Below are 23,785 nucleotides of genomic sequence, written 5' to 3'. Positions count from 1 at the left end.
GCTGTCGACGCGTCGGCGTCCTCACCTGGCCATGACGACTCCAAAGAACAAGGTGCGGGAGAAATGCAGCAGGCGGATCTTTCAGAATTTCCCAAGTCGCTTCCGCGCGTGCGCTCAGGTGCACAAGGGGGCAGGGTGACCCGTCCCATGCTGCGTCGCGCAAGTTCGGGAAACGTCACTCTGTCCGGCCAGCGCCCCCGTTGAGGAATGCGCGCGCCGTTTCCGCAACGCCCGTTTCGATCGGCGTAACATCGGCACCGAAACGTGCCGTGAATTTCGACGCGTCGATCCGGTAAGTTCGGTCGAACAGGAAACGGACGTCATGCACTTCGCGCAGCACGGGCACTGCCAGCCTTAGAAGCGCCTGGAGGGGAGCCGGACAGGTCTGGATGCGAGGCTCGACGCCCATGGTCGCCGCTGCGATCACGGCAATTTCCCGCAATGTGCGAGTTGGCGCGCAGGGCATGAGCCAGACTTTGCCCCAATCTTCCGGCGGCAGGTCGAGTAGCCTTTCCACCGCGCGCGCCACGTCGGGCAGATAGGCGACGTCGTGCGGATGGTCGATCGGCACTGCGAATTGTGCGGCTTTGCCTGCAGCCAACCTGCCGAACACCAACGCGCCGAGATGGCTGTTCGTCACACCGGGACCATAGAAATCACTGACCCGCAGCGCGCTCATGCAGACCCGCCCTTCAGCCGAGGCCTGCTGCCACATCTCGGTGATCGCGCGCCGCGCCACAGGTTTGCCGCCCCAAGGTGCGAAAGAAGAGTCCTCCCGGATCGGGCCGTCCTGCGGGCCGTACATATACATATTATCGAAGAACAGCGTCGGAGCGCCGGTGGCCTCCGCCGCCGCAAGGATATGCCCCATGGCGCGTGGCCAGCTTTCCGCCCAGGTCTTCGTGTCATAGGCGAAGCCGATGGCAATGACGATCCGTTCTGCATCCGCCGCGGCCGCCAGCACCTGTGCACGGTCGAGCACGTCGGAGCGGACGAAGTCCATGCCGGCGGCAAGATCGGCCGGCTGCGAGCGCTGGGCGATGCGGACCCGCCTTCCTGCCGCGACCAATCGTTCCGCGACGGCTTTTCCGGCGACGCCAAACCCAAAAATCACCGTGACCTTGTTCATTCGTCACATGTCTCCATTCCGTCGATTTGGGAACGGTAGCACTGGACCCAACCATGCATGAAATGCATAATTGTCATTATGAATATACCATCAAAGCATTTATCGGGTGTTGATCTCGATCTGTTGCCGGTGCTCGACGCACTGCTGCGACGGCGCAACATCACCCATGCCGGACGTGATGTCGGGTTGAGCCAGCCGGCGATGAGCCGCGCGCTCGGCCGGCTCAGGCACTTGTTCGGCGATCCCTTGCTGGTGCGGCAGGCGGGCGGGTTCGCGCTGACGCCGAAAGCCGATCGGCTGGCCCCGCAGGTCGCGGCTGCCTTGGAACAGGTCGGTGCGCTTTTCCGGGACGTCTCATTTGATCCGGCGGTCGAGCAGCGCACCATCCGTCTCGTCGCCGCCGATGCGCAGACCCTATTGCTGATGCCGGAGGTGATGCAGCGCCTCTCGCGCGCGGCACCGGGCATCCGGCTTGCGGTGGAAGGCTATGGTCCGGAGACGATCGACCATATGCGGCAAGGCCGGATTGACTTCACCTTCGCGCTCTCCTCCACATCGCTGCCATCAGGTGCGGAAAGCATGGTTCTGGGCGAGGATCGGCTGGTTCTGGTGACGAGACGCGGCCATCCCTTGGCCGCGGGGCCGGTGACGGCGGAAGATTATGCGCGGTTTCCGCATGCGGTCGTCGCGATCTTCGGCGATGGCCAGTCCGAGATCGACGCGGCGCTGGCGGCTCGCAAGCTGTCGCGCAGGATTGCGATCAGCACGCCGCATTTTGCCGCAGCGCTCGCCGTTGTGGCGGCGACGGATTATGTGACGACCATGTCGGAAGCCCTGGCGCGCCGCTTCGCCGGACCCTTCGACCTCGCGATGACGCCATCGCCTCTGGCTCCGCAACCTCTATCCATCACGCTGGTCTGGAACCGCATCCGCTCCGCCGATCCAGCGCTTATCTGGTTTCGCGACCTGCTGCGCGACGTTGCGGATACGGTCTATCGTTTGCCGGCTGATCAAAAGACGAAGGCATGACCCGGCGCGCCTTTGGATGGCCGTCTCGGCATACCGCCTGGATGGTGTGTTTTTGCAGTAACGGCTATTGCGCCGGCAAGCAGCGATAGGCTTTACACGCCCACCGCTGCACCGTTACGCCGCGCTCCCGGTCAGGGTCCCCGCCGTTACCAAGTCGATACGACCATTGTCCTCGCCATCCCAATATTCGATGGTGTTGGCGGACACCTTGATCAGCACGATACCGGGTGTGTCGATGCCCTCGGGAAACCATCGGTCAAGATCCTTCACCCAATGCGCCTCGAACTGCGCCTTGTCCCGGATCAGGCTAGCTTTGCCATAGACGGCGACGAAGATGCCCGGCTTGCCGAGCATGCTTGGCGGCGCGGTGAAGGTCAGGGTAACGCCCGCGTCGCGGTCGATCTCGCTGACCTTCTTGGTGTTCTCATAGGAGAAGAACCAGGAGTCGCCGTCATACTCGACATCGCCATTGTTGCTCATCGGCCGGCTGTTGATCATCCCGGATCCGCCTTGCGTGTTGAACATGCAGAAATCGATCTTGCTGATCTTTTTGGACAGATCTTCCATCGACATGGTCGTCATTGCAGCCTCCTCAATCGCCTGCCCATGAACCCGCCGTGTCCGGGATGGTTCCACGTGATCGGCTGTTGCCGGGGTGCGGCCATGCGCCAGGACCCCGGTGGGAGGGCTGATGAGGGATCGAGCGTCAGGTTCCCGGAATAGGCTCCCACCGGCCATTCGGCGCTTTGGTGAATTGCGGAATATGGGCAAGCCCATGGACCAGGTCGCGATCCAGCCCAAGCGTCTCGTGCCAGTCCTTGGCTTCGGTCAGGATGACGCCGACGCCGACCACCTCCGCACCAGCCCGGCGCACGAGTTCGAGCGAGCCGCGCAGGCTGGAGCCGGACGCGACGACATCGTCGACCACGACGACGCGTTTGCCGGCCAGAAGCGGCAAGGCCGCGCGGTCGAGCAGCAGGCGCTGCTCTCCCTTCGAGGTGATGGAGGAGATGCGCTGCTCCAGGGCATTGGCGAGATGCAGCTTCGGCGACTTCTGCAGAATGACGTAATTGTCCAGACCCAGCGCGCGGGTGACTTCGATGGCTACGGGAATGCCGAGCGTGGCGGCGCCGACGACAATGTCGGGCTTTGCCGGGGCCAGAGCCTCAGCCAGCGCTTGCCCGATATGGGCACCGAAGCGGACGCCGAGATCGATGAGCATCATCAGCGAAATGGCGAAATCCGGTTTGATCGCCACGATCGGCAGATCGATCGCCTGCCCGGCAACATCGACGGTCCAGCTCTGCCCGGTCCGGGGATCGGCAATGTCACTTGGCATCGGCTTGGTCCTTTATCTTCAGACGCGGTTCGACCATGAGGCCGACCTGACGCCAGGTTGTGCGTTTCTGTGCGAGATCATAGCCATAAAGGCTGAGCGAGAAGGAGATGGCATGCGCCATGCGGATTGCCTGGACGAGAAGCGGCACGCCGCGCGCCAGCGCGAAACGCAGCCGGCTGGGCAGGCCGACATCGTCGATCTCCATGCCACGGGCGCGTTGCGCATCGGCGATTCGTTCGAAGTCCGCGCGCAGCATCGGGATGACGCCGAAGGTCAGCGACAGAACCAGCGTGACGAGCGACGGCAGCCGCGCCGCGCTCGACGCCGCCAGGATGGCGCCGGGGGTCGAGGTCTCCATCACGAAATAGAAAGCCGCCGTTGTGGCCACCAGCCGGGCGGCCATGGCCGCCGCGACGGGCAGGGCTTGCGAAAGCGGCAAGCCCTGAAGGGTGAGATTGAGCAGCCAGCTGGCCATGACCATGGCCGTCAGCAGCGCGGCGCCCTTGGTATAGCCGGCAACGCCCGGCACCCGCAGCAGCCAGAGCAGGAGCACGCAGATGAGCGCGAAAGCAATGCCGGCCTGCCAGCCGGGGGCAAGCCAGGCCGCCGTCATCACGGCGAAGGCCAGAGCCAGTTTGGCGAAGAAGTTGAGATCGTGCAGCCAGCTCATGCGGCCTCCTCCGGCATGTCGGCATAGGGGGCGGGCCAGCTGAGCGCGGTAAAGGCAGGGCTGCGCCACCCTTCCGCCAGCGGGCCGTCATAGGCGATGCGGCCCTGATCGAGCAGCATCAGGCGCGAGGCAAGATCGTCCACCAGTTCGAGATCGTGCGAGATCAGCATCACCGCCCGGCCCGTGTCGCGCATCGCGGCGATGAATCGCTCCAGCATCGCCCGGCCATGCAGGTCTCGCGCCAGAAGCGGCTCGTCGATGATCGCGACCAGCGCGCCGGCCGCATCGGCGCAGGCGAGCCCCAGGAGGCCTTGCTGGCGAACGGAAAGCGCGAAGGGATTGGCCTCCTCCAGAGAGCCCAGATCGTAGCGCGCAAGAGCTGCGCGGGCTTTTTCCACGATGGCCGGATCGGCGGAGCGTGCCGTCGAGGCGGTGATGGCGAAGATGACCTCGCCGATGACGCTCATATTGAAGAGGATGTGGCGCATGTTCTGCGGAATATAGGCGAGCTTGCGGGCCCGGGCGGCCACGGTCCAGCGATCCGCCGCCGCACCATCCAAGGCGATGGTACCGCCTGCCGCTTTCGTCAGGCCCAGCATCGCCTTGAACAGCGTCGTCTTCCCGGCGCCATTGCGCCCGATCAGCGCCACCACTTCGCCGGCGCGAATATCGAACGTCACGTCTTTGAGAACTGGATCGCCGCCGGCGCGGGCAAGGCGGGTGACGAGGCCTGATACGGCCAGCAGGGGCCTGCCGATGGCGCTTGCAGGCGCCAGCCTGCGGCGACGCATCGGCGGCAGCAGGCCGGCTTCCTCCCAGATCGCGTGGTTTTCGAGACAGTCGGCCGGCGGCTGCGGCGTCGAGAGTTTCCCCCCTTGCAGCAGCGCCAGGCTATCGATCACCGGCAGAAGCGAGACGGCATCCTGATCGGCGATCAAGAGGGTCGGCACCTCCTGCGCCGCCTGATCGAGGATATGGCAAAGCCGCCGCCGCGCCGCCGGGTCGAGGCCGGTGGTGGGTTCGTCCATCACCAGGAAATCGGGCCCGGCGGCCAAGGCGGCCGCCACGGCAACCATGCGCCGCTCACCGCCCGACAGCGTCAGCACGCGCCGGCCGCTGAGCGCCGAAAGGCCGAAGCCGGTAATCAGCCTTTCCAGCCGCGCGCGGATTTCGGAGCGGGCGATGCCGCGATTTTCCAGCGGGAAGGCGATGACATCCTCGACGCAGAGATCCCAGAGCTGGTCCTCAAGATTCTGCCCGATAAAGCCGATCCGGCGGAAAAGCGCCTGCCGGGCGACGCTACCGAGCGGCTGCCCGTCGAGCGTGGCATTGCCGGAAAGCTCCGGCACCGCGACCAGCCGGGGGATGAGCCCGGCGGCGACGGACAAGAGCGAGGTCTTGCCGCTGCCGGCCGCGCCGCAGACGAGCAGCCTCTGCCCACGCAAAAGTGTCAGCCGGGCTTCGCACAGCACCGGAGCGCCACCGAAGCCGAGCGTGAGATTGTCGATATCGAGCACGTGAGATCCGTCAGAAGCGCTTGAAGCCGGCAGGATGCGCGCTTTTGAGGATCTTCAGCGCGGGCAAGACCAGAAGCGGCGTGCCGATGACCATTGGGACAATGTCCGACAGGCCGATATAGCCGAAGGCCCACCAGAACGGGAAAATGCCGAGATAGGCCAGGCTCGCCGCGACAGCGGCCACCATCACCAGGCCGACCAGTAGGCAGGTCAGGGCGATGCGCACCAGCGTTGCCTTGTTGAAGCTGGTTTTGGCCGGGTCGAACAAGAGGCCGGGCACGAGGCCGGTCAGGCCGACCATGATCCCATCGACAATGAGCGAATGGGCGGGAATGAAGGTGCCGGCCAGCAGCGACCAGACGATGGTGCCGAGATAGCCGCAGATGAAGCCGCTGCGCCAGCCGATGAGAATGCCGACAATCGGCGGCAAAAAGGCGAAGATGCGCCACTGGATGACGCCCGGCACGAGCTGGATCGGATTGGCATAAGCCCAGAGCACGCCCGTGGCCGCCGCGGCCACGACGGAAAGCACGATGGGAAAGAGCGCGTTGCCCTCGCCCTCGGAGAGGCTGGTGGATTGCATGGTTCGGTTCCCCTTGTTTTATATAACTCCGGCGGACGTGCGCATGGCGACGGCCGTCCGTCCAATGTGAAAGGTCTCCGGCCTGTTTCCATCCCTGACGGACGGGGCAGCTCCGGCCTTGGTGGCGCGGCTGCCCTCTTGTCTGTGCTGTCTCAGGCTGCCGATGGCTTGCGGGCCGGGGCGACCTGAGACGTGAGAAAAATTCGCCGCTCGGTTGGCGGTGCGGCCTCGGTGGCAGGGTCGGCCACCGGCTCTCCGTCGATGATGTCGAACTGCGGGATATGGCCGAGACCATGCAGGAGGGTGGCATCCTGGCCGAGCGCCGCGCGCCAGGCATTGCCTTCCGTCAGGATGGTGCCGGCTCCCACCACGCAGCCGCCGGCACGCCGCACGAGGCGCAGCGCCGCAGCCATGCTTGAGCCGGTGGCGACGACGTCATCGACCACCAGCACCCGCCGCCCCTGCAGCAGCGCAATCGATCTGCGGTCGAGCAACAGGCGCTGCGGTGCGGTGCTGGTGACAGACCGGACCTCTTCCACCAATGCGTCGGCAAGGTGAAACTTGGGCGATTTCTGCAGGATGACGTAGTGGTCGATGCCCAGGCGCCGCGACACTTCGATGGCCACGGGAATGCCGAGCGTTGCGCTGCCGACGATGATCTCCGGCTTGAGCGCCGCGAAATGCGCCGCCAGGGCTTCGCCCACGCGATCGCCGAAACGAATGCCCATATCGATCACCATGAGAAGCGCGATTGCCTTGCGGTCGTCGAGCTGGATGATCGGCAGCGCCACCGGCGCGCCGGCGATCTCCGTTTCATGGGTTCGTGCTGTGTCCAGATGCATGCATGCTCGCGGTGTCAAAGGGCTTGATGGCGCAGGTACGCGCAGCCTTCGTCTCTATAGACATCGGCTGTCCGTGCTTTTACAAACATCAAAAATCGACCTGTGCGTTTCCTTTTATTCAACGCGAGTATGCGCGCGCATGAGCCGGCTGCTCTTCTCCCGTTTTGCCCATTATCTGGATGCGGTCGCCCGTCTCGGCTCGATCCGCAAGGCCTCCGAACAGCTGAATGTCTCGGCCTCGGCGATCGACAAGCAGTTGATCCGGGCGGAGGAAGAACTGGGCGTCGCGCTGTTCGAGCGGCTGCCGCGCGGCATGCGGCTGACCTCGGCCGGCGAGATGCTGATCCATGGCGTGCGTGGATGGCAGAAGGACTTCGGCCGTATCCGCTTCGAGATCGAGGAATTGAAGGGCCTGCGGCGGGGCGAGGTGAAGATCGTCCTCTCGCAGGAGGCTGCGACCGGCTTTCTACCGGCGGCCTTGGCGCCCTTCCTGGCCGAGCATCCGCGCATTCGCCATCAGATCTCCGTCGTCGAGCCTGACCGGGTGCGCCAGCAGGTGATCGACGGCGCCGCCGATTTCGGGCTGACTTTCAGCCCGCAGCCGATGCCGGGCGTGTCCGTCACCTGTTCGACCGTCTTTTCGCTGCGCGCGCTTCTTCCCGCTTTGCCTGAGGCTGCGCCGCCCGAAGGCATTGCGCTCGAGACCTTCTTCTCCCATCCGACGCTGGTGCCGGATGCCTCCACCCATGTGCGCGACGCCGTCGATATCGCCGCTGCGCGGATTGGGCGGCGGCTGCAGCCCGTGGCGACCATGAACAGCCTCGACCTCATGCGTGCCCTGGTCCGCGAGGGCTGCGGTTATGGTCTGGCGGTGCTTCCGCCCGCTGCGCCGCGCATAGGCGCCGACGGGCTGTGGCAGCTGCCCTTTACCGATCGCGGCCTGCCGCCGCTCACCCTGTCCCTGATTGTCGATCCCCATCGCAGCCCGTCGATGACCTCGATCCTGGTGCGCAAGACGCTGGAAGCCGCCTTCGCGCGTCTGGAGACGGATGTCGCCGCAGCTGGGCCATAGGCTGGCAGGCACGGCGGTTCTCTGGTCGTTCATCGGCGAATACTGGTTGAAAGCGCTGACGCGAAGCCGTTCGATGGGTTGTTGCTTCGAATTGATGCACGGGCTTGTCGTCGGCGAGAACACCGTAGTTCCCGCCGATCTCAAAGCAGAGGGACGAGCTGCTTGCTCCTCGCAGCCCGCACCTGGTGTCAGCCGCCGACAGCGTCGCTGACACATTTCTTGGTGTAGGACGTCTTGGCGGCGCCGGCCAAGGGCTTGCCGTTCTTATCCTTCGCCGTGGCTTCGCAAGCGGCTGTGACGTCCTTGGTGCATTTCGTCATGGATGATGTCAGCGCTGCACCGGCCAGCGGCTTTCCGTTCTTATCGACGGCTTTGGATTTGCACGTATCGGCAGCCTGTGCCGACACCCCAGCGAGAACCAAAGCCGCCACCAACAAGATCTTTTTCATGCGTTCCTCCCAAACGATCCGACCAAGGCCGTTGATGACCGTCGTGAGTTAAGCGCTTTCTTACGAATTTAGCAATCACGGTTATGGCCGAGGCGTTGCGCAGGACAGCATCTCTACAGGCTAGGGATCTTGCGTCCTCCTGAGCAGGTTGGCCGGACGTGACCAACGCCGCTCTTCGCGTGGCTCGATCTGGGGCGCAGCCTGTCGCTGTGCCGTCTTGTGCGGCATGCGCGACGTCTCCAAGTGCGTTCAGAAGCCGATCCGGCCGAAGGCGGGGATCTTCAGGCCGGGGTGGCGCAGGTCCAGGCCCGCGACCAAGCCCAGGATGTGAAGCTCGAGCCCGCTGCGCCAGCCGGCGGAGAGGCCGATCAGCCCATAGAGCGTGGCGTGGACATCGCGCCCATCGGCATCGACGGCGAAGAAGCGCCCTTCCGGCAGATAATCGCGCCCCACTGCGTGAGGGGGCAGCACGGCATGGAGTTCCGGCACGCTGCGCAGCACATGCGCCACGAAACTGTTGGAGTTCGGTCCGGGAAACAGCCGGTAGGCACCCGGCTGATTATAGGGATAGGCGGCGATGGCGGCTTCCACCTTGGGGATTAGCGCCATGGCCTCCGGTCCCCGGCGGGCGACCACGAGCTCCGGCGGGTTGGAATACCACCGCGCATCGGCGGGATAGGCATTGCGCCGGATCGGCGTGCCCCAGCCGACCTTGTCATAACGCGCATAGCTGCTGGCGCCGGGCTTTTTCAAAACGATCCAGGAATGGCTGGAGACAGCCCCTTTCATGCCGCCTGTGGCCGCCGACAGCACATAGACCGCAGGCTCCGCATCGGCCTGCGGCGGCGGCAGAATGCCCGCCGACGTCCAGTCCGCCTCGCGCCAGCTCGCCGGCCTGTCGCGCATATACCAGATCCCCGCAGAGGCCAGCGCGGGCAGGAGATAGACGAGGAGGAAGGAGACAAGCACCAGGCGTAAAAGAGGCATGTGATCTCCAAAAGGGCGGCTGGCGCATAATGATGTCGTACCGCTCCGGTCTCGCTCCCCGCAATCGGCTGTCGATGCGGGAACTCCGGCGCGGCGATCTTGCGGCGCGACCCATGGCAGCGCGCGGCGTTGACAGCGCTGTGCGGCTTCGACAAACAGGCAGCGGATCCTGAGATGGTTGAGGGCGGATGATGGCGAACCCGGTTCTGGTGGAAGTGACGCGCGGCACGATGGTGGAGAGCCGTCATCGCGGCACTGTCGTGGCCGTGGACGGAGCGGGCAAGGTGCTGTTTTCAGCCGGCGCCATCGATCATCTGGTGTTTCCGCGTTCGGCCTGCAAGGCCATGCAGGCGCTGCCGCTGGTGGAAAGCGGCGCGGCCGATCATTATGGCTTCGGCGATCGCGAACTGGCGCTCGCCTGCTCCTCCCACAATGGCGAGCCGGAGCATGCCGATCTCGCCGACGCGATGCTGGCGCGGGCCGGCCGCTCGGTCGAGGATCTGGAATGCGGGGCGCACTGGTCCTTCCAGCAGGAGACGCTGATCCGCCAGGCGCGCGCCATGGACAAGCCCACCGCGCTGCACAACAATTGCTCCGGCAAGCATGCTGGTTTCGTCTGCACCTGCGCCCATGCGGGCGAGCCGGTGGCCGGCTATGTCGGCTATGACCATCCGCTGCAGCGTGAGATCCGTGCGACGATGGAGAGCCTGACCGGCGCGCTCATCACGCATGATGTTTGCGGCGTCGACGGCTGCTCGATTCCGACTTATGCCGTGCCGCTGCAAGGTCTGGCACATGGTTTTGCAAAAATGGCGACCGGCGAGGGGCTGGCCCCTGAGCGGGCGAAGGCGGCGCGCCGGCTGATGGCCGCCTGCATGGCCGAGCCCTTCTACGTCGCCGGCACGCGCCGGCTCTGCACCGAGATCATGGCGCTGGCGCCGGGCCGGATCTTTGCCAAGACGGGCGCGGAAGGCGTCTTTTGCGCGGCGCTGCCGCAGGAAGGCATCGCCATCGCCTTGAAATGCGAGGATGGAACAACCCGTGCGGCCGAGGCCATGGTGGCCGCCACGCTCGCCCGCTTCCTGCGCCATGACGACACGCTTTTTGCCGCGCTGATGGCCAAGGCCAACCACACCATGCGCAACTGGAACGGCATCGCCGTCGGCGATGTCCGCGTCACGCAGGCGCTTATGGACTGAGCCAAGCATGGCCTGGAAGGAGAGGCGGCCAGCTTTAAAACATGGCAGGCCATGTCCTGTGGATCGGAATCACAGGACATGATGCAGAGGGTTGGCGGCTTGGCAGCCCCGAATACGACCCTTCGGGCCACCTTCTCCCCGATGGGGAGAAGAGACGTGCCGCCTCTGGCGCTCGCGCCTTGGCCTCGGCTCCCCCAGCGGGGAGACAGTGGCGGCAGCCGGATGAGGCCCGTCAAGCCGTAAGACCTTTACATAGTGTCTGTGGATTCCTGTTTTCGCGCCGAAAGTCTAGGCGGCGGCTGCGGCTTTCACCGAGAGATGTTCGGCGGAAAAGCACACGAGCTCCTGCGAGAGCGCAGCGCCGTCGATGCCCAGCGCTTCCAGCACCTTGATGGCGAAGCTCACCGGAGCCGTGCCGGGCGCGGTGATGATATGGCCGTCGCGCACGGCATGCGGCAGATCGCGATAGGTCGCAGCCTCGCCATAGGTGAGGCGTGCCTCGCGCAGGAAGCCGGCGAAATTGCTGGTATGGCCGCGGCCCTTCAGGCAGCCGGCATCCAGAAGCGGCAGAACGCCGGCGCAGATGCCGGCGACCACCTTGCCCGCCTGATCGAAAGCTCGCAGCAGCGGCGTAAGATCCGGCGCAGACGGCGTCGTCCAGATCGTGCCACCGCAGATAACCAGCGCATCGAAACGCTCGGCGGACAGCTTGCGGCAATCGAGATCGGGGGTTGCACGCAGGCCACCGATCGAGGTCACCGCCTTGCCGCCTGGGCTCGCCACCGTCACCTCCATGCCGCAGTCTTGCCGGGCAAGCGCCATCAGCAGTGCGCATTCCCAATCGGCGTAACCTTCGGTCAGAACTAGAGCCAGACGTGCCATGTGATTCGTTCCTATGCGAGAGGCTGGATATAGCGCATTCCGGTCACGGGGCGGGGCGTGAAATGTTCCGATTCATAAAAACGATGCGCCTGGACATTGCCGGTGGCGGCGCTGACCTGAAGGAAGCTGCAGCCCTGGCGGCGGGCCTGTTCGCGCGCAGCCTCCACCAGATGGCGGCCGATGCCAGAGCCGCGATGCGCGCTGCGGACATAGAGGTGATGCAGGTCCATGCCGCGCCGCCCTTCCTGCGCGCGGTAGAGCGGCACCAGCAGCGCATAGCCGATCAGCCGACCTTCGGCCTGGGCGACGACGGCGGCGATCCAGGGCACAGGGCCGAACAGGTCGCGCTCCAGAACCTCCGGGCTTAGCGAGGCGGCATCGCCGTGATGGGCGGCCAGTTCGCCGATCATCTCGCTCAAGGCGGCAAGATCGGCCGGCTGCGCCGCGCGGATGCGCACCAGCGGCGCGCGCAGGGGCGCTTGCTCCGCGGGCGCATCGTCATTGGCGGCATGCTGAGCCATCGGCAGGATGGTGGGGGCAAGGGTGGCTGAGGCTGGCATCAGAGGGCTCCTTGGTGGTCTGGCGGGATCCGCCGCAAGGGGCCGTTTCTCAAACAAAAGCCGCCTTGCGGCGGCTTGTTGAGATCATGATCAAACGAGCCGCACCTATGGGAGCAGCGTAAAATACCAGGCAATATGTGTCGGGCGTGTGATCATGAGCAGACCATGCGCGGTCAGGCGGCGCTTGTCAAGCCGGTTGCAGCTCGCTGGTTGCGACTGGCCCGTCGAGATGGGCTTGTACAGACAGCGTGGATGGGGCGCGGTCACTTTGCCGGATGGACGACCTTAACCGGCAGGCGAAGTCATATGAGATAAGGGCTGGCATCAAACGCTTTGGCATAATTGGAGCGCTCTTGTACGGCACCCCGAAATAGGATACCCCCCTATGCTATCAGGAGCGCATCCATGTCGCATACGATTTCCAATAAGGCCAAGCTGCTGGCCCGTGTTCGCCGGCTCAAGGGCCAGGTCGAGGCCGTGGAGCGGGCTCTGGAGGCGGAGGCCGGCTGCGGATCGGTGCTGCAGCTGCTGGCCTCGATCCGCGGCGCGCTGAACGGGTTGAATGGCGAGCTGGTGGAGGAGCATCTGCACGAGCATGTGCTGCACGCGCCGGATGAGGCGAGCCGTCAGGCGGCCGCAGACGAGCTGGCGGCGATCCTCAAGACCTATCTCCGCTGACAGCTTTGCTACGGTTCAGCCCGTGGTGCCGCCAAGCGATGGCTTACGCGTGGAGGTGACGAGGTTCGGTGCGCGACATGCCGTCTCAAGGCGCGATGGGGCAAAGGCAAGCACGACATCAGACGCCGCAAGCGAAGCGAAAACCGCTGCTGCATTTCGGCGGCGCGGCGCGGGGACGAAGCATCCAGATCAGGCGCCGACAGGGCAACCCAGCAGGAGCAGGACGGACATGTCGCAGGATCATCCTTTCCATGAGGTGACCTCCCACAGGCACGATGGGCCACGGCTTGGCCATGCGCATCCCCAATCGGCGGCCTCTTGCGATCCGCTGGGCCATACGCATGTCTTTCTCGGGGCCGACCATGCCCGCAACGAGCGGCGGGTCTGGTGGGTGATCGCGCTCACGGCGGCGATGATGGTGGCGGAAATCATCGGCGGGCAGATCCTCGGCTCCATGGCGTTGACGGCCGATGGCTGGCATATGTCCACCCATGCCGGCGCGATGCTGATCGCCGCGCTCGCCTATCGCTATGCCCGCCGCCAGGCCGGCAATCCCCGCTTCACTTTCGGCACCGGCAAGGTCGGCGATCTCGCAGCCTTCGCCAGCGCGGTGATCCTCGGCCTGATCGCGCTGATCATCGCCTGGGAGAGCGCGCTGCGCCTGGCCGAACCCGTGGCCATCGCCTATGACGAAGCCATTGCGGTGGCGGCCATCGGCCTTCTCGTCAATCTCGTTTCCGCTTGGCTGCTGGGGGCCGATCACGGGCATGATCACAGCCATGACGACGATCATGGACATGCCGATGACCACGGTCCGGCCAGCGCCCCCTTGCGGGCCTCACCAGCGACGCTGGAAGACGACAGGACGACACCATCGGACATCCCGCTCGCGACCATGGCGCAGATCGAGGCCGATGCCGCCGCGCCCGTTCCGCAGTCCGCCGTCCCTGACCAACCCGAGGCCGCGGTCGGTCATGGACGCCACGTGGGCCATGGTGGTCATGGCGGACACCATGCACATCACGGTGGGCACCATGGCGGCGACAGCAATCTCAAGGCAGCCTATCTCCATGTCTTGGCCGATGCGCTGACGTCGGTTCTGGCGATCCTCGCGCTTCTGGCCGGCCGTCTCTATGGCTGGAACTGGCTGGACCCGGCCATGGGCGTCGTCGGCGCCCTCGTCATCGCCCGCTGGTCGATCGGCCTGGTGCGCCAGACGGCGCTGGTGCTGGTGGATGCCGCCGACACTGCCGGCGCCCTGCCGGCCACCATTCGCGCCAGGGTCGCCAGCGAGGGCGAACGGGTGACGGACCTCCATGTCTGGCAGGTCGGCCCCGGCCATCATGCCGCGATCATCGCCCTGTCGAGCGTCGATCCCAAGCCCCCTTCGATCTACAAGGCCCGCCTTGCCGGCCTGCCCGGGCTCTCGCATCTGACGGTGGAGGTGACGCCGGCTTGAGTTTCAGGAGTAGCGGTAAGAAGCCGGGTGTCCCCATGTCTCGCCGATGCCGGGCGAGAATGTTGCGGACGAGAGGAGGCCGCTGGTCAGTTCTTGGCGCGCAACGCGTCAGTCGTCTGTCGTACCGTTTGCGCACCGATCCTGGATTGCCGTCAGTGGCAGCGCGGGCATTACCTCGATTTCGAGATAATGCCCGTTAAGTAGTCGTTCAGATCGCGAAAATCTTTCACCTTCCATTGAAAGGCGGGGAGATTGACGGCGTTTTCCCGCAGGGTTTTCGGGATCAGATCGCCATTTGGACGGAGAATGATCGAGGAAACGATTACGCCGGGATAATCCCGCAGACGCTGCTTGAATTCCGGCGTCGTGAGATCGGGCGTGGGCGGGCTGCTTTTTTCAGCCAATGGGCCAGTGCCCCGCGCATCGCTGCCGTGACACATCGCGCAGCGGCTCTGGAAAATCTGCTTTCCATTCAAGTTTTCCGCGGAAGATGCTGACGGGATAAAAGACAGGAAAAGGACTGAAACGAAGAAAGCAGTTCTCATGCACCACCGTTCTCATGCACCACCGATGAAATCTCTATGGCATGAAAGTGACCTTTACGCGCGACAGCAGCCCATCACTCTCCATCGACGCGATAATGCAACCATACGAATAAATTAGGCATATAAAACATATCTCGCATGATGAAAAATCCCGTCAGTCAGATGAAATCCGGGTCGACCGCTTCGTGATGTCTGGCACGCTCTGACAGACACGCAAACTCATCGATTCTTCATGCTCGGGCTTATCCCGAGAATCTGCAAACGCTTGATATGTCTGAGAATCAATGACCGTCGCAGATCCTCGGGACAAGCCCGAGGATGACGCGGCGCGTGATGATGATCTTTGCCAGAAAAGTCAAAATTCGGGCGTGATCCTCCGGATTTCGCGTCAGCGGTGCCCTTCGGCTTGGATAATCTGACCAAAGCAAAAAAGCCCGCGCAGTCTCCCGCGCGGGCCGGTCTCCGGTCAAATCCGCCCCGCTTTATTTCTTCGGCAGGCGATAGGCGATGATGTAATCGCCCGGCTTGGTGCCGACCGAGCCGTGGCCGCCGGCGACCATCACGACATATTGGGTGCCGTCGTCGGTGGCGTAGGTCATGGGTGTGGACTGGCCGCCGGCCGGCAGGCGGGCCTGCCAGAGCTGTTTGCCGGTGGTCAGATCATAGGCGCGCAGATAGTTGTCGACCGCCGCGCCGAGGAAAGCGACGCCGCCCTTGGTGATCATCGGCCCGCCAATGCCGGGGACGCCGACCTTTAAGGGCAGCGGCAGCGGCGTCATGTCATAGACCGTGCCGTTGCGGTGCTTGTAAGCGATATCGCCGGTCTTCAGATCGACGCCGGCGACATAGCCCCATGGCGGCGCCTGGCAGGGAATGCCGAGCGGCGACAGGAACGGGCCCATATAGACGCCATAGGGCGCGCCGTCATTGCGGTTCAGCCCCTGTTCCGAGCCCTTTTCGTCCTGGCCCTTCGGCGGGATATCCGCACGCGGAACGAGGCGCGAGGTGAAGGCCAGGTAGGTCGGCATGCCGAACATCACCTGGCGCTCGGGATCCACCGCGACGGAGCCCCAGTTGAACGTGCCGAAATTGCCGGGATAGACGATCGTGCCCTGCAGCGACGGCGGCGTGTAGCGGCCTTCATAGCGCAGCCGGTGGAACTGGATGCGGCAGGCCAGCTGATCGAACATCGTGATGCCCCACATGCTGCTGTCTTGCAGCGGCGGCGGGGAGAAGGTGAGGCCGGAGAGCGGCTGTGTCGGCGAGGCATGATCCTCGGGGATGGCGCCGCCGGGGGCGGGCACTTCCTTGACCGGGATGATCGGCTCGCCGGTGGCGCGGTCGAGCACATAGATATCGCCCTGCTTGGTCGGGCCCACCAGCGCCTTGCGGCCGTTGATGTCGAGCAGGACCGGCTGGGCAGGAACGTCCATGTCCCAGAGGTCGTGATGCACGGTCTGGCGCACCCAGCGCACCTGGCCGGTGCCCATATCCAGCGCGACGATGGAGGAGGAGAAACGCTCGACGGCTTCGCTCCGGTTCATGCCGAGCTGGTCGGGCACCTGGTTGCCGAGCGGGATGTAGACGAGGTTCAGCGCCTCGTCATAGGAGAAGACCGACCAGCTGTTGGGCGAGTTGGTGGTGTAGGTCTGGCCTTCCGGCAGGGGCGTGGTCACATCGGGATTGCCGCTGTCCCAGTTCCAGACGAGCGCGCCGGTGTTGACATCGAAGGCGCGGATGACACCGGACTGTTCCTGGGTGGAGTAATTGTCGTTGACCGCGCCGCCAATGATGATCTTGCCGCCGGAGATCACGGGCGGCGAGGTCGAGTAATAATAGCCGGCCGGCTGGTAGCGCATGCCCTGTTCGAGATGCAGCGTGCCCTGATCGGCAAAGCTGGTGCAGACCTTGCCGTTCTGAGCGTCGAGCGCGATCAGCCGGGCATCCGAGGTCGGCAGATAGACGCGGGTGGCGCAGGCGCTACCGGGGGCCGCAGCGGCATCGGCATAATAGCTGACGCCCCGGCAGGTCTGGTGCTGCCGGTTCGGGTTCATGCCGGGATTGCTGTCATATTTCCAGCGCTCCTCGCCCGTCGTCGCGTCGATGGCGATCGCCCAGTTATGCGGTGTGCAGACATAGAGCATGTTGCCGATTTTCAGCGGCGTCACCTGATAGGTCGTCTCGCCCACATCGTCGGGCCGCTTGACGTCGCCGGTCTGATATTGCCAGGCAACTTCGAGGCTGGACACATTGTCCTTGGTGATCTGCGACAGTGGCGAATAACGCTGACCATAAGGCGTACGGCCATATTGGTGCCATTCATTGTCGGCGACCTGGCCGCCATAATCGGCGGTAGCGCCGGCCTGCGCCTCCGGCAGGCTGCCGGTCTTATCCAGCGGATCCTGCGTCATCGAATAGGCAGCGGCAAGAAGCGAGAGCAGTACCGCACCGCCCAAAGTTCCGGCGCCGGCGCGATAGACCTGGCCGGTCGGGCTGGTAAAGCCGAGGCGGGCGCGGATAGCCGGCAGCAGCAGCCAGAGGCCGAGCAGGATGATGACGCCGCCACGGGGCCCAAGCTGCCACCAGTCGAAGCCCACCTCCCAGATCGCCCAGGCGAGTGTGCCGACGATGACGAGCGCATAGGCCGTCAGCGCGCTGGGGCGGCGGGTGAAGAGCAGGAAGGCCGTGAGCAGAAAGCCGAGGCCGGCAAAGATATAATACCAGCTGCCGCCAAGCACGGCGAGCCATACGCCGGCGCCGCCGACGGCCAGGCCGATCAGGGCGAAGACGATTGCTGTGAGAACAAGGATCATGGAACAACTCCTGCCGCAACGGGTCCCTGCGGCGATGGTCTATCGGCAGCGCCGCCGGCGAGAGGATGCCCGGCGGCGCTGTCGGCTCAAAAAACGTTTCGGCCGCGCGCCGACGACCCTTGCGGAAGGATCACACGACCTCAGCCTTTCAGCAACAGAACCGACGCGGAGGAAGATGCCGCATCAGCCGGAAGGGATGCACGCGGGACCTGCCGACAGAGGGAATAAGCCCGGCCGCTGACATGACTGCGCTGATCGGTCCAATTAGCGGAGGCTAGGGAAAGTTCAATGTGAGGGGGAGGTGGGGAAAGCGGATGCGGGATCGGCCGCGTTTGGGTGCGTCTTGCGGTTAGTGTGCCTAGTGTGGGAGCAGACATTCGCCTTCCGTTAGATCGCCATTGTACAATCGAAGCTGGATTTGACCCAAAGTGAGGTGACCGCCGAATATAGGATGATGTTGTCTGAGTTCGGCCCTTTGCGGACGTACGCAGTCGCAAAAAAACGGCCGCGAAACTTTGAGTTTTGCGACCGAGTTCCGCGACAGAAATTAAGTTTTGATTTCAGCGGCGGCGAATCTGTCGTGAAAGTTAGGATTTTCGCGATCCAGTTGTGCGAGGTTGAGTGGGCTGAGATAAGGGGCTTCGAGATATCCGTGATTCAAAGCAGTTACTCATGGTAGGCGAGCGAGCCCGCCTGTGCGTGGTTCTGATCAGTCAGTTAGCCGGAGCGCCTGTCGCCGCTCTTCTCGCGCCGCTACCAGTAAATCCCGAACTGCCTGGTCGTTCAGTTGATCCACTCGGGTTAGCGACATGTGCCGCATCGCCTTCCCACTGCCTCGAAGCTTTCCGGCTGGATCAGCTAGAGTAGCGCCCCGGTAAAAGGCGAGGTTCACGTGATCCTTGTAGGGAAGCGCGCAGGCATAGGCCTCGCTCATCTTCTTGGGTCCCCAGCCCCAACTCACGGCCCGATCACCTGGCCGCGAGACCTCTATGCGATCGGGGTGCAGTTCTGAGGCCAGCGCCCGCAAGGCACGAACCAACGCTTCGTGCTGGGGTTCCAGAGCGATCACCTGTTCAAAGGTTCCGACCGGATCGGCCATTCGGTCTCCTTTCAAGCGCAGGCTATACAAGCGGAGTACTATAAGACTGGGCCGCTCCGCTTGCGACAGCTTCATAAGCTCGGTCTCGACATTGACGCGAAACTCCCGATTGAAGCGACACTTGTTTTCCTGACTTTTGCGACGTCGCAGAATAGTTAGTTTTGCGGCACTCGCAATGACCGCTATTGGCGCACAGGCGACATGATGATGGCACGAAGCTATATTTTTCCACCGTCACGTCCCACAGAACGTCCGCGTCACCACCTCCGCCTCCGCCGGCGCCTCCGCCAGAGGCGCAAACTCCGGCTGGTCGTCATAGGGGAGGGCGAGCGCTTTCTGCAGCGCGGTAAACAGCGAGAAATCACCGTCTTCCTGGGCGGAGGCAATGGCTTGCTCTATGCGGTGGTTGCGGGGGATGAAGAGCGGGTTCACCTTGCGCATCGCTTCGCTTCGGGCAACGTCCTCGGGCTCGCGGGCAAGCCGGGCGCGCCAGGTCTCCAGCCATCCGGTAAGCGCCACCGGCCGCCTGAAGCGCTCGATGAGCGAGGCGGCATCGCCGGTTATGGCGTCCGGGAGCGCGCGCAACGCCAGCGTATAATCGGCCTCGCCCTTGTGCAGCAGCGCGAGGAAGGCCTGGATCAGGTCGAGATCGCCCTCCTCCGCCGTGCGAAGCCCCAGCTTCGCCCGCATGACGGCGAGCCAGGCGCCCTGGAAGCGCGCTGGGAAGGCGCTGATGACGGCACTGGCCTTTCCCACGGCCTTGTCGCCATCCTCGTCGATCAGCGGCAACAGGCATTCGGCGAGCCGCGCGAGGTTCCATTGGGCGATGCCGGGCTGGCTGGCATAGGCATAGCGCCCGTTCTGATCGATGGAGGAGAAGACCTTGCGCGGGTCGTAGGTATCGAGGAAGGCACAGGGGCCGAAGTCGATGGTTTCGCCCGAGATCGAGAAATTGTCGGTGTTCATCACCCCATGGATAAAGCCGACGCCGAGCCAGCGGGCGACGAGATCGGCCTGGCGCGCGGCTACCCGCTCCAGAAGCGCGAGTGCCGGGATTTCGGCGTCCGCCAAATCGGGATCATGACGGGCAATGGCATAATCGGTCAGGCGCCGCAGGCCCTCGCGGTCGTCGCGCGCGGCGAAGAACTGGAAGGTGCCGACGCGCAGGTGGCTGGCCGCCACCCGGGTCAGCACCGCGCCGGGCAGAACGGTGTCGCGCTGGACCGGCTCGCCCGTGACCACCGCGGCCAAGGCACGGGTGGTGGGGATGCCGAGCGCATGCATGGCCTCGCTCACCAGATATTCGCGCATCACCGGCCCGAGCGCCGCGCGCCCATCTCCCCGGCGGGAAAAGGGCGTGGGGCCCGCGCCCTTCAGCTGAATGTCGCGGCGCCTGCCATGGGCGTCGATCACCTCGCCGATCAGGATCGCCCGGCCATCGCCGAGCTGCGGCACGAAATGGCCGAACTGGTGGCCGGCATAGGCCATGGCCAGAGGATCGGCGCCCGGCGGCAGCCGATTGCCGGAAAAGAAGGCGGACGCCTCGCGCTCCACGCTCGCGGCATCCCAGCCAAGCTCCGCCGCCAGCGCCCGGTTGAAGGCGATCACGACCGGCGCGTCCACCGGCGTCGGCGCGACGCGGGCAAAGAAGCGATCCGGCAGGGCCGCATAGCTGTTGTCAAAGGTCAGGCTCGGCATCGCGTCGGTCATGATGGCGCACTCCTTGAGACCCGGCATATAGGGCGTCAAGCATAGGGCAGCAAAGGGGGTATAACTTTGCCGTGCTGAACGGGTTGCGATCTTTCCGCCGCTCGCACCTGCGCATCCTTCTTCAACGGCGCTTCGCGTCCGATCATCCGGGCCTGCGCCTCGGCGGTGCGGGCCGCCATCGCTTTTGCCGGCCGGTCTGATCTGTTGCGCGGCGCTGAGGAAGGATGTTGCTCCATTGTCGCTCAGGCGAGGCGCGATCAGGCGCTGTCGCGCATCCCCACCCATCGCCCCGGCGTCAGGCCGAAGCTGTTGCGGAAATGGCGGGTGAAATGCGCCTGGTCGGCAAAGCCCGCTTCGGCCGCGGCTTCGGCCAGGCCGGCGCCGGCCCGCAGCAGACGCTTGGCATGGTCCAGCCGGCGCATGATGCGATAGCGGTGGGGGCTGGTGCCGAAGAGAAGGCGGAATTGCCGGGCGAGCTCATAGCGATCCAGGCCGACCAGATCTTCGAGCGCCTGCGACCGGATGGTGCGGCTGCTCTCACTTACCAGGAGATCGCTCGCCTGGAGAAGCGCCGGCCGCGCCAGCATCTTGCTTTTGCTTCGCCCGCTGCCGGCCTGTTGTGCGAGCCGGGCGGCGATCTGGCCGATGGCATCGTCCAGGGCCAGCTCATCCGGCTCCTGTTGAAGATCGCCGAGAAGCTGGGCGAGCGCCCGCCAGAGCGCGCCATCCTCCACCACGGGGTCGCGCAGGAAGGGCAGATGGCCGCTGGCGGCGCCGACCAGCTCCGGCGGCAGATAGAGCATGCGGTAGATCAGGCCGTCCTGGGTTCCGGCGGCGCCATCATGCAGCTCGTCGGGATGCAGCACGATCACCTTGCCCGGCATGCTGAAACGCGCCTCGCCCCGGTAGCGAAAGGTCTGGATTCCATGCAGCGTCAGGCCGAGCGCATAGGTGTCGTGGCGATGCGGCGAAAAGCCATTGCCGCGAAACCGGGCTTCGATCCGCTCGATCCCGTCCTCCGGCGCCGACAGGCTCAGGCCATCGCGAAAACCCTGCTTGCACGAACGTTCAAGACCGGCCTGCGCCATCCGCGCTAGGTCCTCGGCGCGTTCCATGCCTTGAAGGGAATTTTTCGCCATGTTCGACACCAAGATCGCCATCGTCCTGCGCGGGGACCTCGCCGCCTGGCAGGCCCTCAATGTCACCGCCTTTCTGACCAGCGGCATCGTGGCGCAGACGCCCGAGATTATCGGCGAAGCTTATCGGGATGCGGCCGGCCATGTCTACAATCCCATGACGATCCAGCCGATCGTGGTGCTGGCTGCCGAGCAGGAGACGCTGCGCACGATCCACAAGCGCGCGCTGGAGCGGCAGGTGCGGATCTCCGCCTATATCGAGGAGATGTTTTCGACAGGCCATGACCAGGCCAACCGCGATGCGTTCGCCGCTTTCGATCCAGATACGGCAAAGCTCGTCGGCCTTGCGTTGAGGGCGGAGAAGAAGATCGTCGACAAGATCACCAAGGGGGCGAAAATGCACGGGTGAGGGGAGCTCACCCCTCCTGCTCGCCTGCGCAGGCCGGCCGCAGCATGCCGCTAAAGCCAAGCCAGAGGCCGACCGAGCCGAGCGCGAGAGAGCCGAGGATGAAGAAGGCGGCGGGATAGCCCAGCATCTGCGCGAGCCAGCCGCCAATGACGGGCGAGAGGCTGGCGCCGAGCCCCTGGATCGTCATCACCGCGCCCTGGCCTACATTGACGCGGCCGGTGTCGTTCAAGAGACGGGCGACGAGGCCGGGCACGGCGACGCTCTGCAGCCCGGCGCCGATCCCATCCAGCGCCTGAACCGGCCACACACCCCAGGGCTGGATCACCCCGCCGGCCAAAAGCCCGCGCAGCGGCAGCGCCAGAAAGGAGATGAACAGCACCAGCCAATAACCCCGGCCGGAGGAAAGACGCATGGCCAGAAGCGAGACCGGGATCATCACGGCCTGCGCCACCATCACCGTTTCGGCGGTGAAGAGCGCCGGGTCGCTACCGCCCTTGTCGACCACGGCCAGGCTGAAGAGCGGCAGCATCGCGCCATTGCCCAGGTGGAAGAAGGCGAGCGCGGCGGCCAGAATGAGCAGCGGCTTGTTGCGCAGGAGCTCGCGAAAGCCCTCCGCCTGGCTTGCGCCCTCCTTGCCCTCCTCGCCCTCCTTCATGCCGCGCGCGGCCTGATGGTCGATGGCGCGCTCGGGAATGGAGAGGACCGAGAGCACGGCGAAGACGCCGAACCCGGCCGAGAGATAGAAGATCGCCGGCATGCCGAAGAGCCAGCCGAGCCAGCCGGACAACCCCGCGCCGACGAAATTGCCGGCATGATTGAAGGCCTGGTTGCGCCCGTTCTGCTCGTTGAAGCCCTTCTGCTTGACGATCCCGAGCGTGATGCCGGCCACGGCGGGCACGATGGCCGCGCCGGCGACCGCCGTGGCCACCTGGCTGATGCCGACGACCACGGCCGATTGCGAGAGGAGGATGAGGAAGGCGGCGAGCACGGTGGCAATGCCGGTGATGACGATCACCCAGCGCTTGCGGCGGGTATGGTCGATAAAGGCGCCGGCCGGCGTGGTCATCAGCATGCCGGACACGCCGCCAAGCGTCATCACCGTGCCGATCGGCCCGGCCTGCCAGCCATGCTGCTGCAGGAATACGCCGAGAAACGGGCCGATGCCGGCCTGCATATCGGCCATGAAGAAATTCAGCGCGAGGAGAGCCAGACAGGCGCGGCGCAGATCGCGACCTCCTTCGGCCGAGGCTGGAGAGGCGGAAGGTAAACCGAAAGCCGCTGTTGCCATGATCGCGCGCCCTGTTGCACTGCGCGCAATAAGGGCGATGCGATCAATAAGTTCCTGCGTATGACCGGATAAAGGCGGACATCATGCCCTTTCGTATAGGGCCTGCCCGATCGTGCCGCTGCCGGGCGTGGAAACGGACTTGTGCGGACCGCGATCAGCCTGAAGCGGGCTCACGGGCGATGCGCTTTCCGTCAGCGGGCGCTTCTGCGCTGCGGGCTTTGGCTATTTCTTTTTCGCTTGATCGCGATGCCACTTGATGGCGAAGAACATGCCCGTGCCCAGGACGATCAGCTTGAGCGGAAAAAAGACGATCGGGAACCAGTCCCATGGATCCGACATGTCGGACATCTCCAGATTTTACTTGCTGCGGCGGCCTTAACGCAACAGGGC

General features: G+C 64.7%; 23 protein-coding genes. 6 read left to right on the top strand and 17 right to left on the bottom strand.

The window, feature by feature from the left end; genetic code table 11:
* Nucleotides 1-175 precede the first annotated feature (175 nt).
* Complete coding sequence (locus BMX61_RS21465) at nt 176-1,129, bottom strand: NAD-dependent epimerase/dehydratase family protein (RefSeq protein ID WP_075625480.1); 954 nt, start codon at nt 1,127-1,129, stop codon at nt 176-178.
* Nucleotides 1,130-1,207: 78 nt separating this feature from the next.
* Between BMX61_RS21465 and BMX61_RS21460 the strand changes: the two genes are divergently transcribed.
* Nucleotides 1,208-2,158 carry a LysR family transcriptional regulator gene (locus BMX61_RS21460; RefSeq protein ID WP_234794775.1) on the top strand — a complete coding sequence of 317 codons (951 nt, stop codon included), beginning with the start codon at nt 1,208-1,210 and terminating at the stop codon, nt 2,156-2,158.
* A gap of 114 nt (nt 2,159-2,272) precedes the next feature.
* On the opposite strand, the gene BMX61_RS21455 is transcribed toward BMX61_RS21460, so the two are convergent.
* The 6 genes from BMX61_RS21455 to BMX61_RS21430 all read right to left on the bottom strand — a co-directional run bounded on the left by BMX61_RS21455 (nt 2,273) and on the right by BMX61_RS21430 (nt 7,109).
* The gene (locus BMX61_RS21455) at nt 2,273-2,740 is read right to left on the bottom strand and encodes a pyridoxamine 5'-phosphate oxidase family protein (RefSeq protein WP_075625482.1); all 468 of its coding nucleotides are present in this window, start codon (nt 2,738-2,740) and stop codon (nt 2,273-2,275) included.
* A gap of 124 nt (nt 2,741-2,864) precedes the next feature.
* Nucleotides 2,865-3,497, bottom strand: coding sequence for a phosphoribosyltransferase family protein (locus tag BMX61_RS21450; protein ID WP_075625483.1), 633 nt, complete (start codon nt 3,495-3,497; stop codon nt 2,865-2,867).
* On the bottom strand, nt 3,487-4,167 hold the full coding sequence (locus tag BMX61_RS21445) for an energy-coupling factor transporter transmembrane component T family protein (RefSeq protein ID WP_075625484.1): 681 nt from the start codon (nt 4,165-4,167) through the stop codon (nt 3,487-3,489). Before BMX61_RS21445 ends, BMX61_RS21450 begins: the two co-directional genes overlap by 11 nt.
* Nucleotides 4,164-5,684: an ABC transporter ATP-binding protein gene (locus BMX61_RS21440; RefSeq protein ID WP_075625485.1), complete on the bottom strand. Its 1,521-nt coding sequence runs from the start codon at nt 5,682-5,684 to the stop codon at nt 4,164-4,166. Before BMX61_RS21440 ends, BMX61_RS21445 begins: the two co-directional genes overlap by 4 nt.
* Before the next feature lie 10 nt (nt 5,685-5,694).
* A complete protein-coding gene (locus BMX61_RS21435) occupies nt 5,695-6,267 on the bottom strand; it encodes an aminotriazole resistance protein (protein WP_075625486.1) in 573 nt (190 codons plus the stop codon).
* A 152-nt stretch (nt 6,268-6,419) separates the two neighbouring features.
* On the bottom strand, nt 6,420-7,109 hold the full coding sequence (locus tag BMX61_RS21430) for a phosphoribosyltransferase family protein (protein ID WP_075625487.1): 690 nt from the start codon (nt 7,107-7,109) through the stop codon (nt 6,420-6,422).
* 139 nt (nt 7,110-7,248) lie between these two features.
* On the opposite strand from BMX61_RS21430, the gene BMX61_RS21425 reads away from it, so the two are divergent.
* Nucleotides 7,249-8,181 carry a LysR family transcriptional regulator gene (locus BMX61_RS21425; protein WP_075625488.1) on the top strand — a complete coding sequence of 311 codons (933 nt, stop codon included), beginning with the start codon at nt 7,249-7,251 and terminating at the stop codon, nt 8,179-8,181.
* 188 nt (nt 8,182-8,369) lie between these two features.
* On the opposite strand, the gene BMX61_RS21420 is transcribed toward BMX61_RS21425, so the two are convergent.
* Nucleotides 8,370-8,630 carry a hypothetical protein gene (locus tag BMX61_RS21420; protein ID WP_075625489.1) on the bottom strand — a complete coding sequence of 87 codons (261 nt, stop codon included), beginning with the start codon at nt 8,628-8,630 and terminating at the stop codon, nt 8,370-8,372.
* Nucleotides 8,631-8,879: 249 nt separating this feature from the next.
* Nucleotides 8,880-9,617, bottom strand: coding sequence for a DUF3750 domain-containing protein (locus BMX61_RS21415; protein ID WP_075625490.1), 738 nt, complete (start codon nt 9,615-9,617; stop codon nt 8,880-8,882).
* Nucleotides 9,618-9,808: 191 nt separating this feature from the next.
* Here BMX61_RS21415 and BMX61_RS21410 point away from each other — a divergent pair, with 191 nt between their 5' ends.
* Nucleotides 9,809-10,816 (top strand): asparaginase, encoded by a 1,008-nt coding sequence (locus BMX61_RS21410; protein WP_075625515.1) that lies wholly within the window; start codon nt 9,809-9,811, stop codon nt 10,814-10,816.
* A 288-nt stretch (nt 10,817-11,104) separates the two neighbouring features.
* On the opposite strand, the gene BMX61_RS21405 is transcribed toward BMX61_RS21410, so the two are convergent.
* Nucleotides 11,105-11,698 (bottom strand): DJ-1/PfpI family protein, encoded by a 594-nt coding sequence (locus tag BMX61_RS21405; RefSeq protein ID WP_075625491.1) that lies wholly within the window; start codon nt 11,696-11,698, stop codon nt 11,105-11,107.
* A gap of 11 nt (nt 11,699-11,709) precedes the next feature.
* On the bottom strand, nt 11,710-12,219 hold the full coding sequence (locus BMX61_RS21400; protein WP_075625516.1) for a GNAT family N-acetyltransferase: 510 nt from the start codon (nt 12,217-12,219) through the stop codon (nt 11,710-11,712).
* Between the two features lie 444 nt (nt 12,220-12,663).
* Between BMX61_RS21400 and BMX61_RS21395 the strand changes: the two genes are divergently transcribed.
* Both BMX61_RS21395 and dmeF read left to right on the top strand, forming a co-directional pair.
* Nucleotides 12,664-12,936, top strand: a complete 273-nt coding sequence (locus tag BMX61_RS21395) for a metal/formaldehyde-sensitive transcriptional repressor (protein ID WP_075625492.1) — start codon at nt 12,664-12,666, stop codon at nt 12,934-12,936.
* Nucleotides 12,937-13,165: 229 nt separating this feature from the next.
* Nucleotides 13,166-14,395, top strand: coding sequence for a CDF family Co(II)/Ni(II) efflux transporter DmeF (gene dmeF / locus BMX61_RS21390; RefSeq protein WP_170854997.1), 1,230 nt, complete (start codon nt 13,166-13,168; stop codon nt 14,393-14,395).
* Nucleotides 14,396-14,565: 170 nt separating this feature from the next.
* On the opposite strand, the gene BMX61_RS21385 is transcribed toward dmeF, so the two are convergent.
* The 5 genes from BMX61_RS21385 to BMX61_RS21360 all read right to left on the bottom strand — a co-directional run bounded on the left by BMX61_RS21385 (nt 14,566) and on the right by BMX61_RS21360 (nt 21,701).
* A complete protein-coding gene (locus BMX61_RS21385; protein WP_075625493.1) occupies nt 14,566-14,940 on the bottom strand; it encodes a cytochrome c in 375 nt (124 codons plus the stop codon).
* A gap of 482 nt (nt 14,941-15,422) precedes the next feature.
* A complete protein-coding gene (locus BMX61_RS21380) occupies nt 15,423-17,753 on the bottom strand; it encodes a glucose/quinate/shikimate family membrane-bound PQQ-dependent dehydrogenase (RefSeq protein ID WP_075625494.1) in 2,331 nt (776 codons plus the stop codon).
* A gap of 709 nt (nt 17,754-18,462) precedes the next feature.
* Nucleotides 18,463-18,852: a DUF1801 domain-containing protein gene (locus BMX61_RS21370; protein WP_075625496.1), complete on the bottom strand. Its 390-nt coding sequence runs from the start codon at nt 18,850-18,852 to the stop codon at nt 18,463-18,465.
* A 234-nt stretch (nt 18,853-19,086) separates the two neighbouring features.
* On the bottom strand, nt 19,087-20,550 hold the full coding sequence (locus BMX61_RS21365; protein WP_092743007.1) for a protein adenylyltransferase SelO: 1,464 nt from the start codon (nt 20,548-20,550) through the stop codon (nt 19,087-19,089).
* A gap of 269 nt (nt 20,551-20,819) precedes the next feature.
* Nucleotides 20,820-21,701 carry an AraC family transcriptional regulator gene (locus tag BMX61_RS21360; protein ID WP_170854996.1) on the bottom strand — a complete coding sequence of 294 codons (882 nt, stop codon included), beginning with the start codon at nt 21,699-21,701 and terminating at the stop codon, nt 20,820-20,822.
* Here BMX61_RS21360 and BMX61_RS21355 point away from each other — a divergent pair.
* A complete protein-coding gene (locus BMX61_RS21355) occupies nt 21,700-22,107 on the top strand; it encodes a DUF2000 family protein (protein ID WP_075625498.1) in 408 nt (135 codons plus the stop codon). The two genes, BMX61_RS21360 and BMX61_RS21355, sit on opposite strands and share 2 nt — an antisense overlap.
* 7 nt (nt 22,108-22,114) lie before the next feature.
* On the opposite strand, the gene BMX61_RS21350 is transcribed toward BMX61_RS21355, so the two are convergent.
* Entirely contained in the window at nt 22,115-23,395 is a 1,281-nt protein-coding gene (locus BMX61_RS21350) for an MFS transporter (RefSeq protein ID WP_075625499.1), read from the bottom strand.
* Nucleotides 23,396-23,785 lie beyond the last annotated feature (390 nt).

It is taken from the genome of Xaviernesmea oryzae (genome assembly GCF_900109605.1).
In the GTDB taxonomy this organism is placed as follows: domain Bacteria; phylum Pseudomonadota; class Alphaproteobacteria; order Rhizobiales; family Rhizobiaceae; genus Xaviernesmea; species Xaviernesmea oryzae.
The sequence above is the reverse complement of the archived record's forward strand: the minus strand, read 5'-3'. Positions and strand labels throughout refer to the sequence as shown.

Excerpts from the sequence above, each read along its gene's own strand:
- BMX61_RS21415 (WP_075625490.1), bottom strand. The coding sequence starts at position 9,617 with ATGCCTCTTTTACGCCTGGTGCTTGTCTCCTTCCTCCTCGTCTATCTC.
- BMX61_RS21385 (WP_075625493.1), bottom strand. The coding sequence starts at position 14,940 with ATGAGAACTGCTTTCTTCGTTTCAGTCCTTTTCCTGTCTTTTATCCCG.
- BMX61_RS21350 (WP_075625499.1), bottom strand. The coding sequence starts at position 23,395 with ATGGCAACAGCGGCTTTCGGTTTACCTTCCGCCTCTCCAGCCTCGGCC.
- BMX61_RS21420 (WP_075625489.1), bottom strand. The coding sequence starts at position 8,630 with ATGAAAAAGATCTTGTTGGTGGCGGCTTTGGTTCTCGCTGGGGTGTCG.
- BMX61_RS21465 (WP_075625480.1), bottom strand. The coding sequence starts at position 1,129 with ATGAACAAGGTCACGGTGATTTTTGGGTTTGGCGTCGCCGGAAAAGCC.
- BMX61_RS21455 (WP_075625482.1), bottom strand. The coding sequence starts at position 2,740 with ATGACGACCATGTCGATGGAAGATCTGTCCAAAAAGATCAGCAAGATC.
- BMX61_RS21410 (WP_075625515.1), top strand. The coding sequence starts at position 9,809 with ATGGCGAACCCGGTTCTGGTGGAAGTGACGCGCGGCACGATGGTGGAG.
- BMX61_RS21395 (WP_075625492.1), top strand. The coding sequence starts at position 12,664 with ATGTCGCATACGATTTCCAATAAGGCCAAGCTGCTGGCCCGTGTTCGC.
- BMX61_RS21450 (WP_075625483.1), bottom strand. The coding sequence starts at position 3,497 with ATGCCAAGTGACATTGCCGATCCCCGGACCGGGCAGAGCTGGACCGTC.
- BMX61_RS21380 (WP_075625494.1), bottom strand. The coding sequence starts at position 17,753 with ATGATCCTTGTTCTCACAGCAATCGTCTTCGCCCTGATCGGCCTGGCC.
- BMX61_RS21355 (WP_075625498.1), top strand. The coding sequence starts at position 21,700 with ATGTTCGACACCAAGATCGCCATCGTCCTGCGCGGGGACCTCGCCGCC.
- dmeF (WP_170854997.1), top strand. The coding sequence starts at position 13,166 with ATGTCGCAGGATCATCCTTTCCATGAGGTGACCTCCCACAGGCACGAT.
- BMX61_RS21365 (WP_092743007.1), bottom strand. The coding sequence starts at position 20,550 with ATGCCGAGCCTGACCTTTGACAACAGCTATGCGGCCCTGCCGGATCGC.
- BMX61_RS21405 (WP_075625491.1), bottom strand. The coding sequence starts at position 11,698 with ATGGCACGTCTGGCTCTAGTTCTGACCGAAGGTTACGCCGATTGGGAA.
- BMX61_RS21360 (WP_170854996.1), bottom strand. The coding sequence starts at position 21,701 with ATGGCGAAAAATTCCCTTCAAGGCATGGAACGCGCCGAGGACCTAGCG.
- BMX61_RS21400 (WP_075625516.1), bottom strand. The coding sequence starts at position 12,219 with ATGGCTCAGCATGCCGCCAATGACGATGCGCCCGCGGAGCAAGCGCCC.
- BMX61_RS21425 (WP_075625488.1), top strand. The coding sequence starts at position 7,249 with ATGAGCCGGCTGCTCTTCTCCCGTTTTGCCCATTATCTGGATGCGGTC.
- BMX61_RS21370 (WP_075625496.1), bottom strand. The coding sequence starts at position 18,852 with ATGGCCGATCCGGTCGGAACCTTTGAACAGGTGATCGCTCTGGAACCC.
- BMX61_RS21435 (WP_075625486.1), bottom strand. The coding sequence starts at position 6,267 with ATGCAATCCACCAGCCTCTCCGAGGGCGAGGGCAACGCGCTCTTTCCC.
- BMX61_RS21430 (WP_075625487.1), bottom strand. The coding sequence starts at position 7,109 with ATGCATCTGGACACAGCACGAACCCATGAAACGGAGATCGCCGGCGCG.
- BMX61_RS21445 (WP_075625484.1), bottom strand. The coding sequence starts at position 4,167 with ATGAGCTGGCTGCACGATCTCAACTTCTTCGCCAAACTGGCTCTGGCC.
- BMX61_RS21460 (WP_234794775.1), top strand. The coding sequence starts at position 1,208 with ATGAATATACCATCAAAGCATTTATCGGGTGTTGATCTCGATCTGTTG.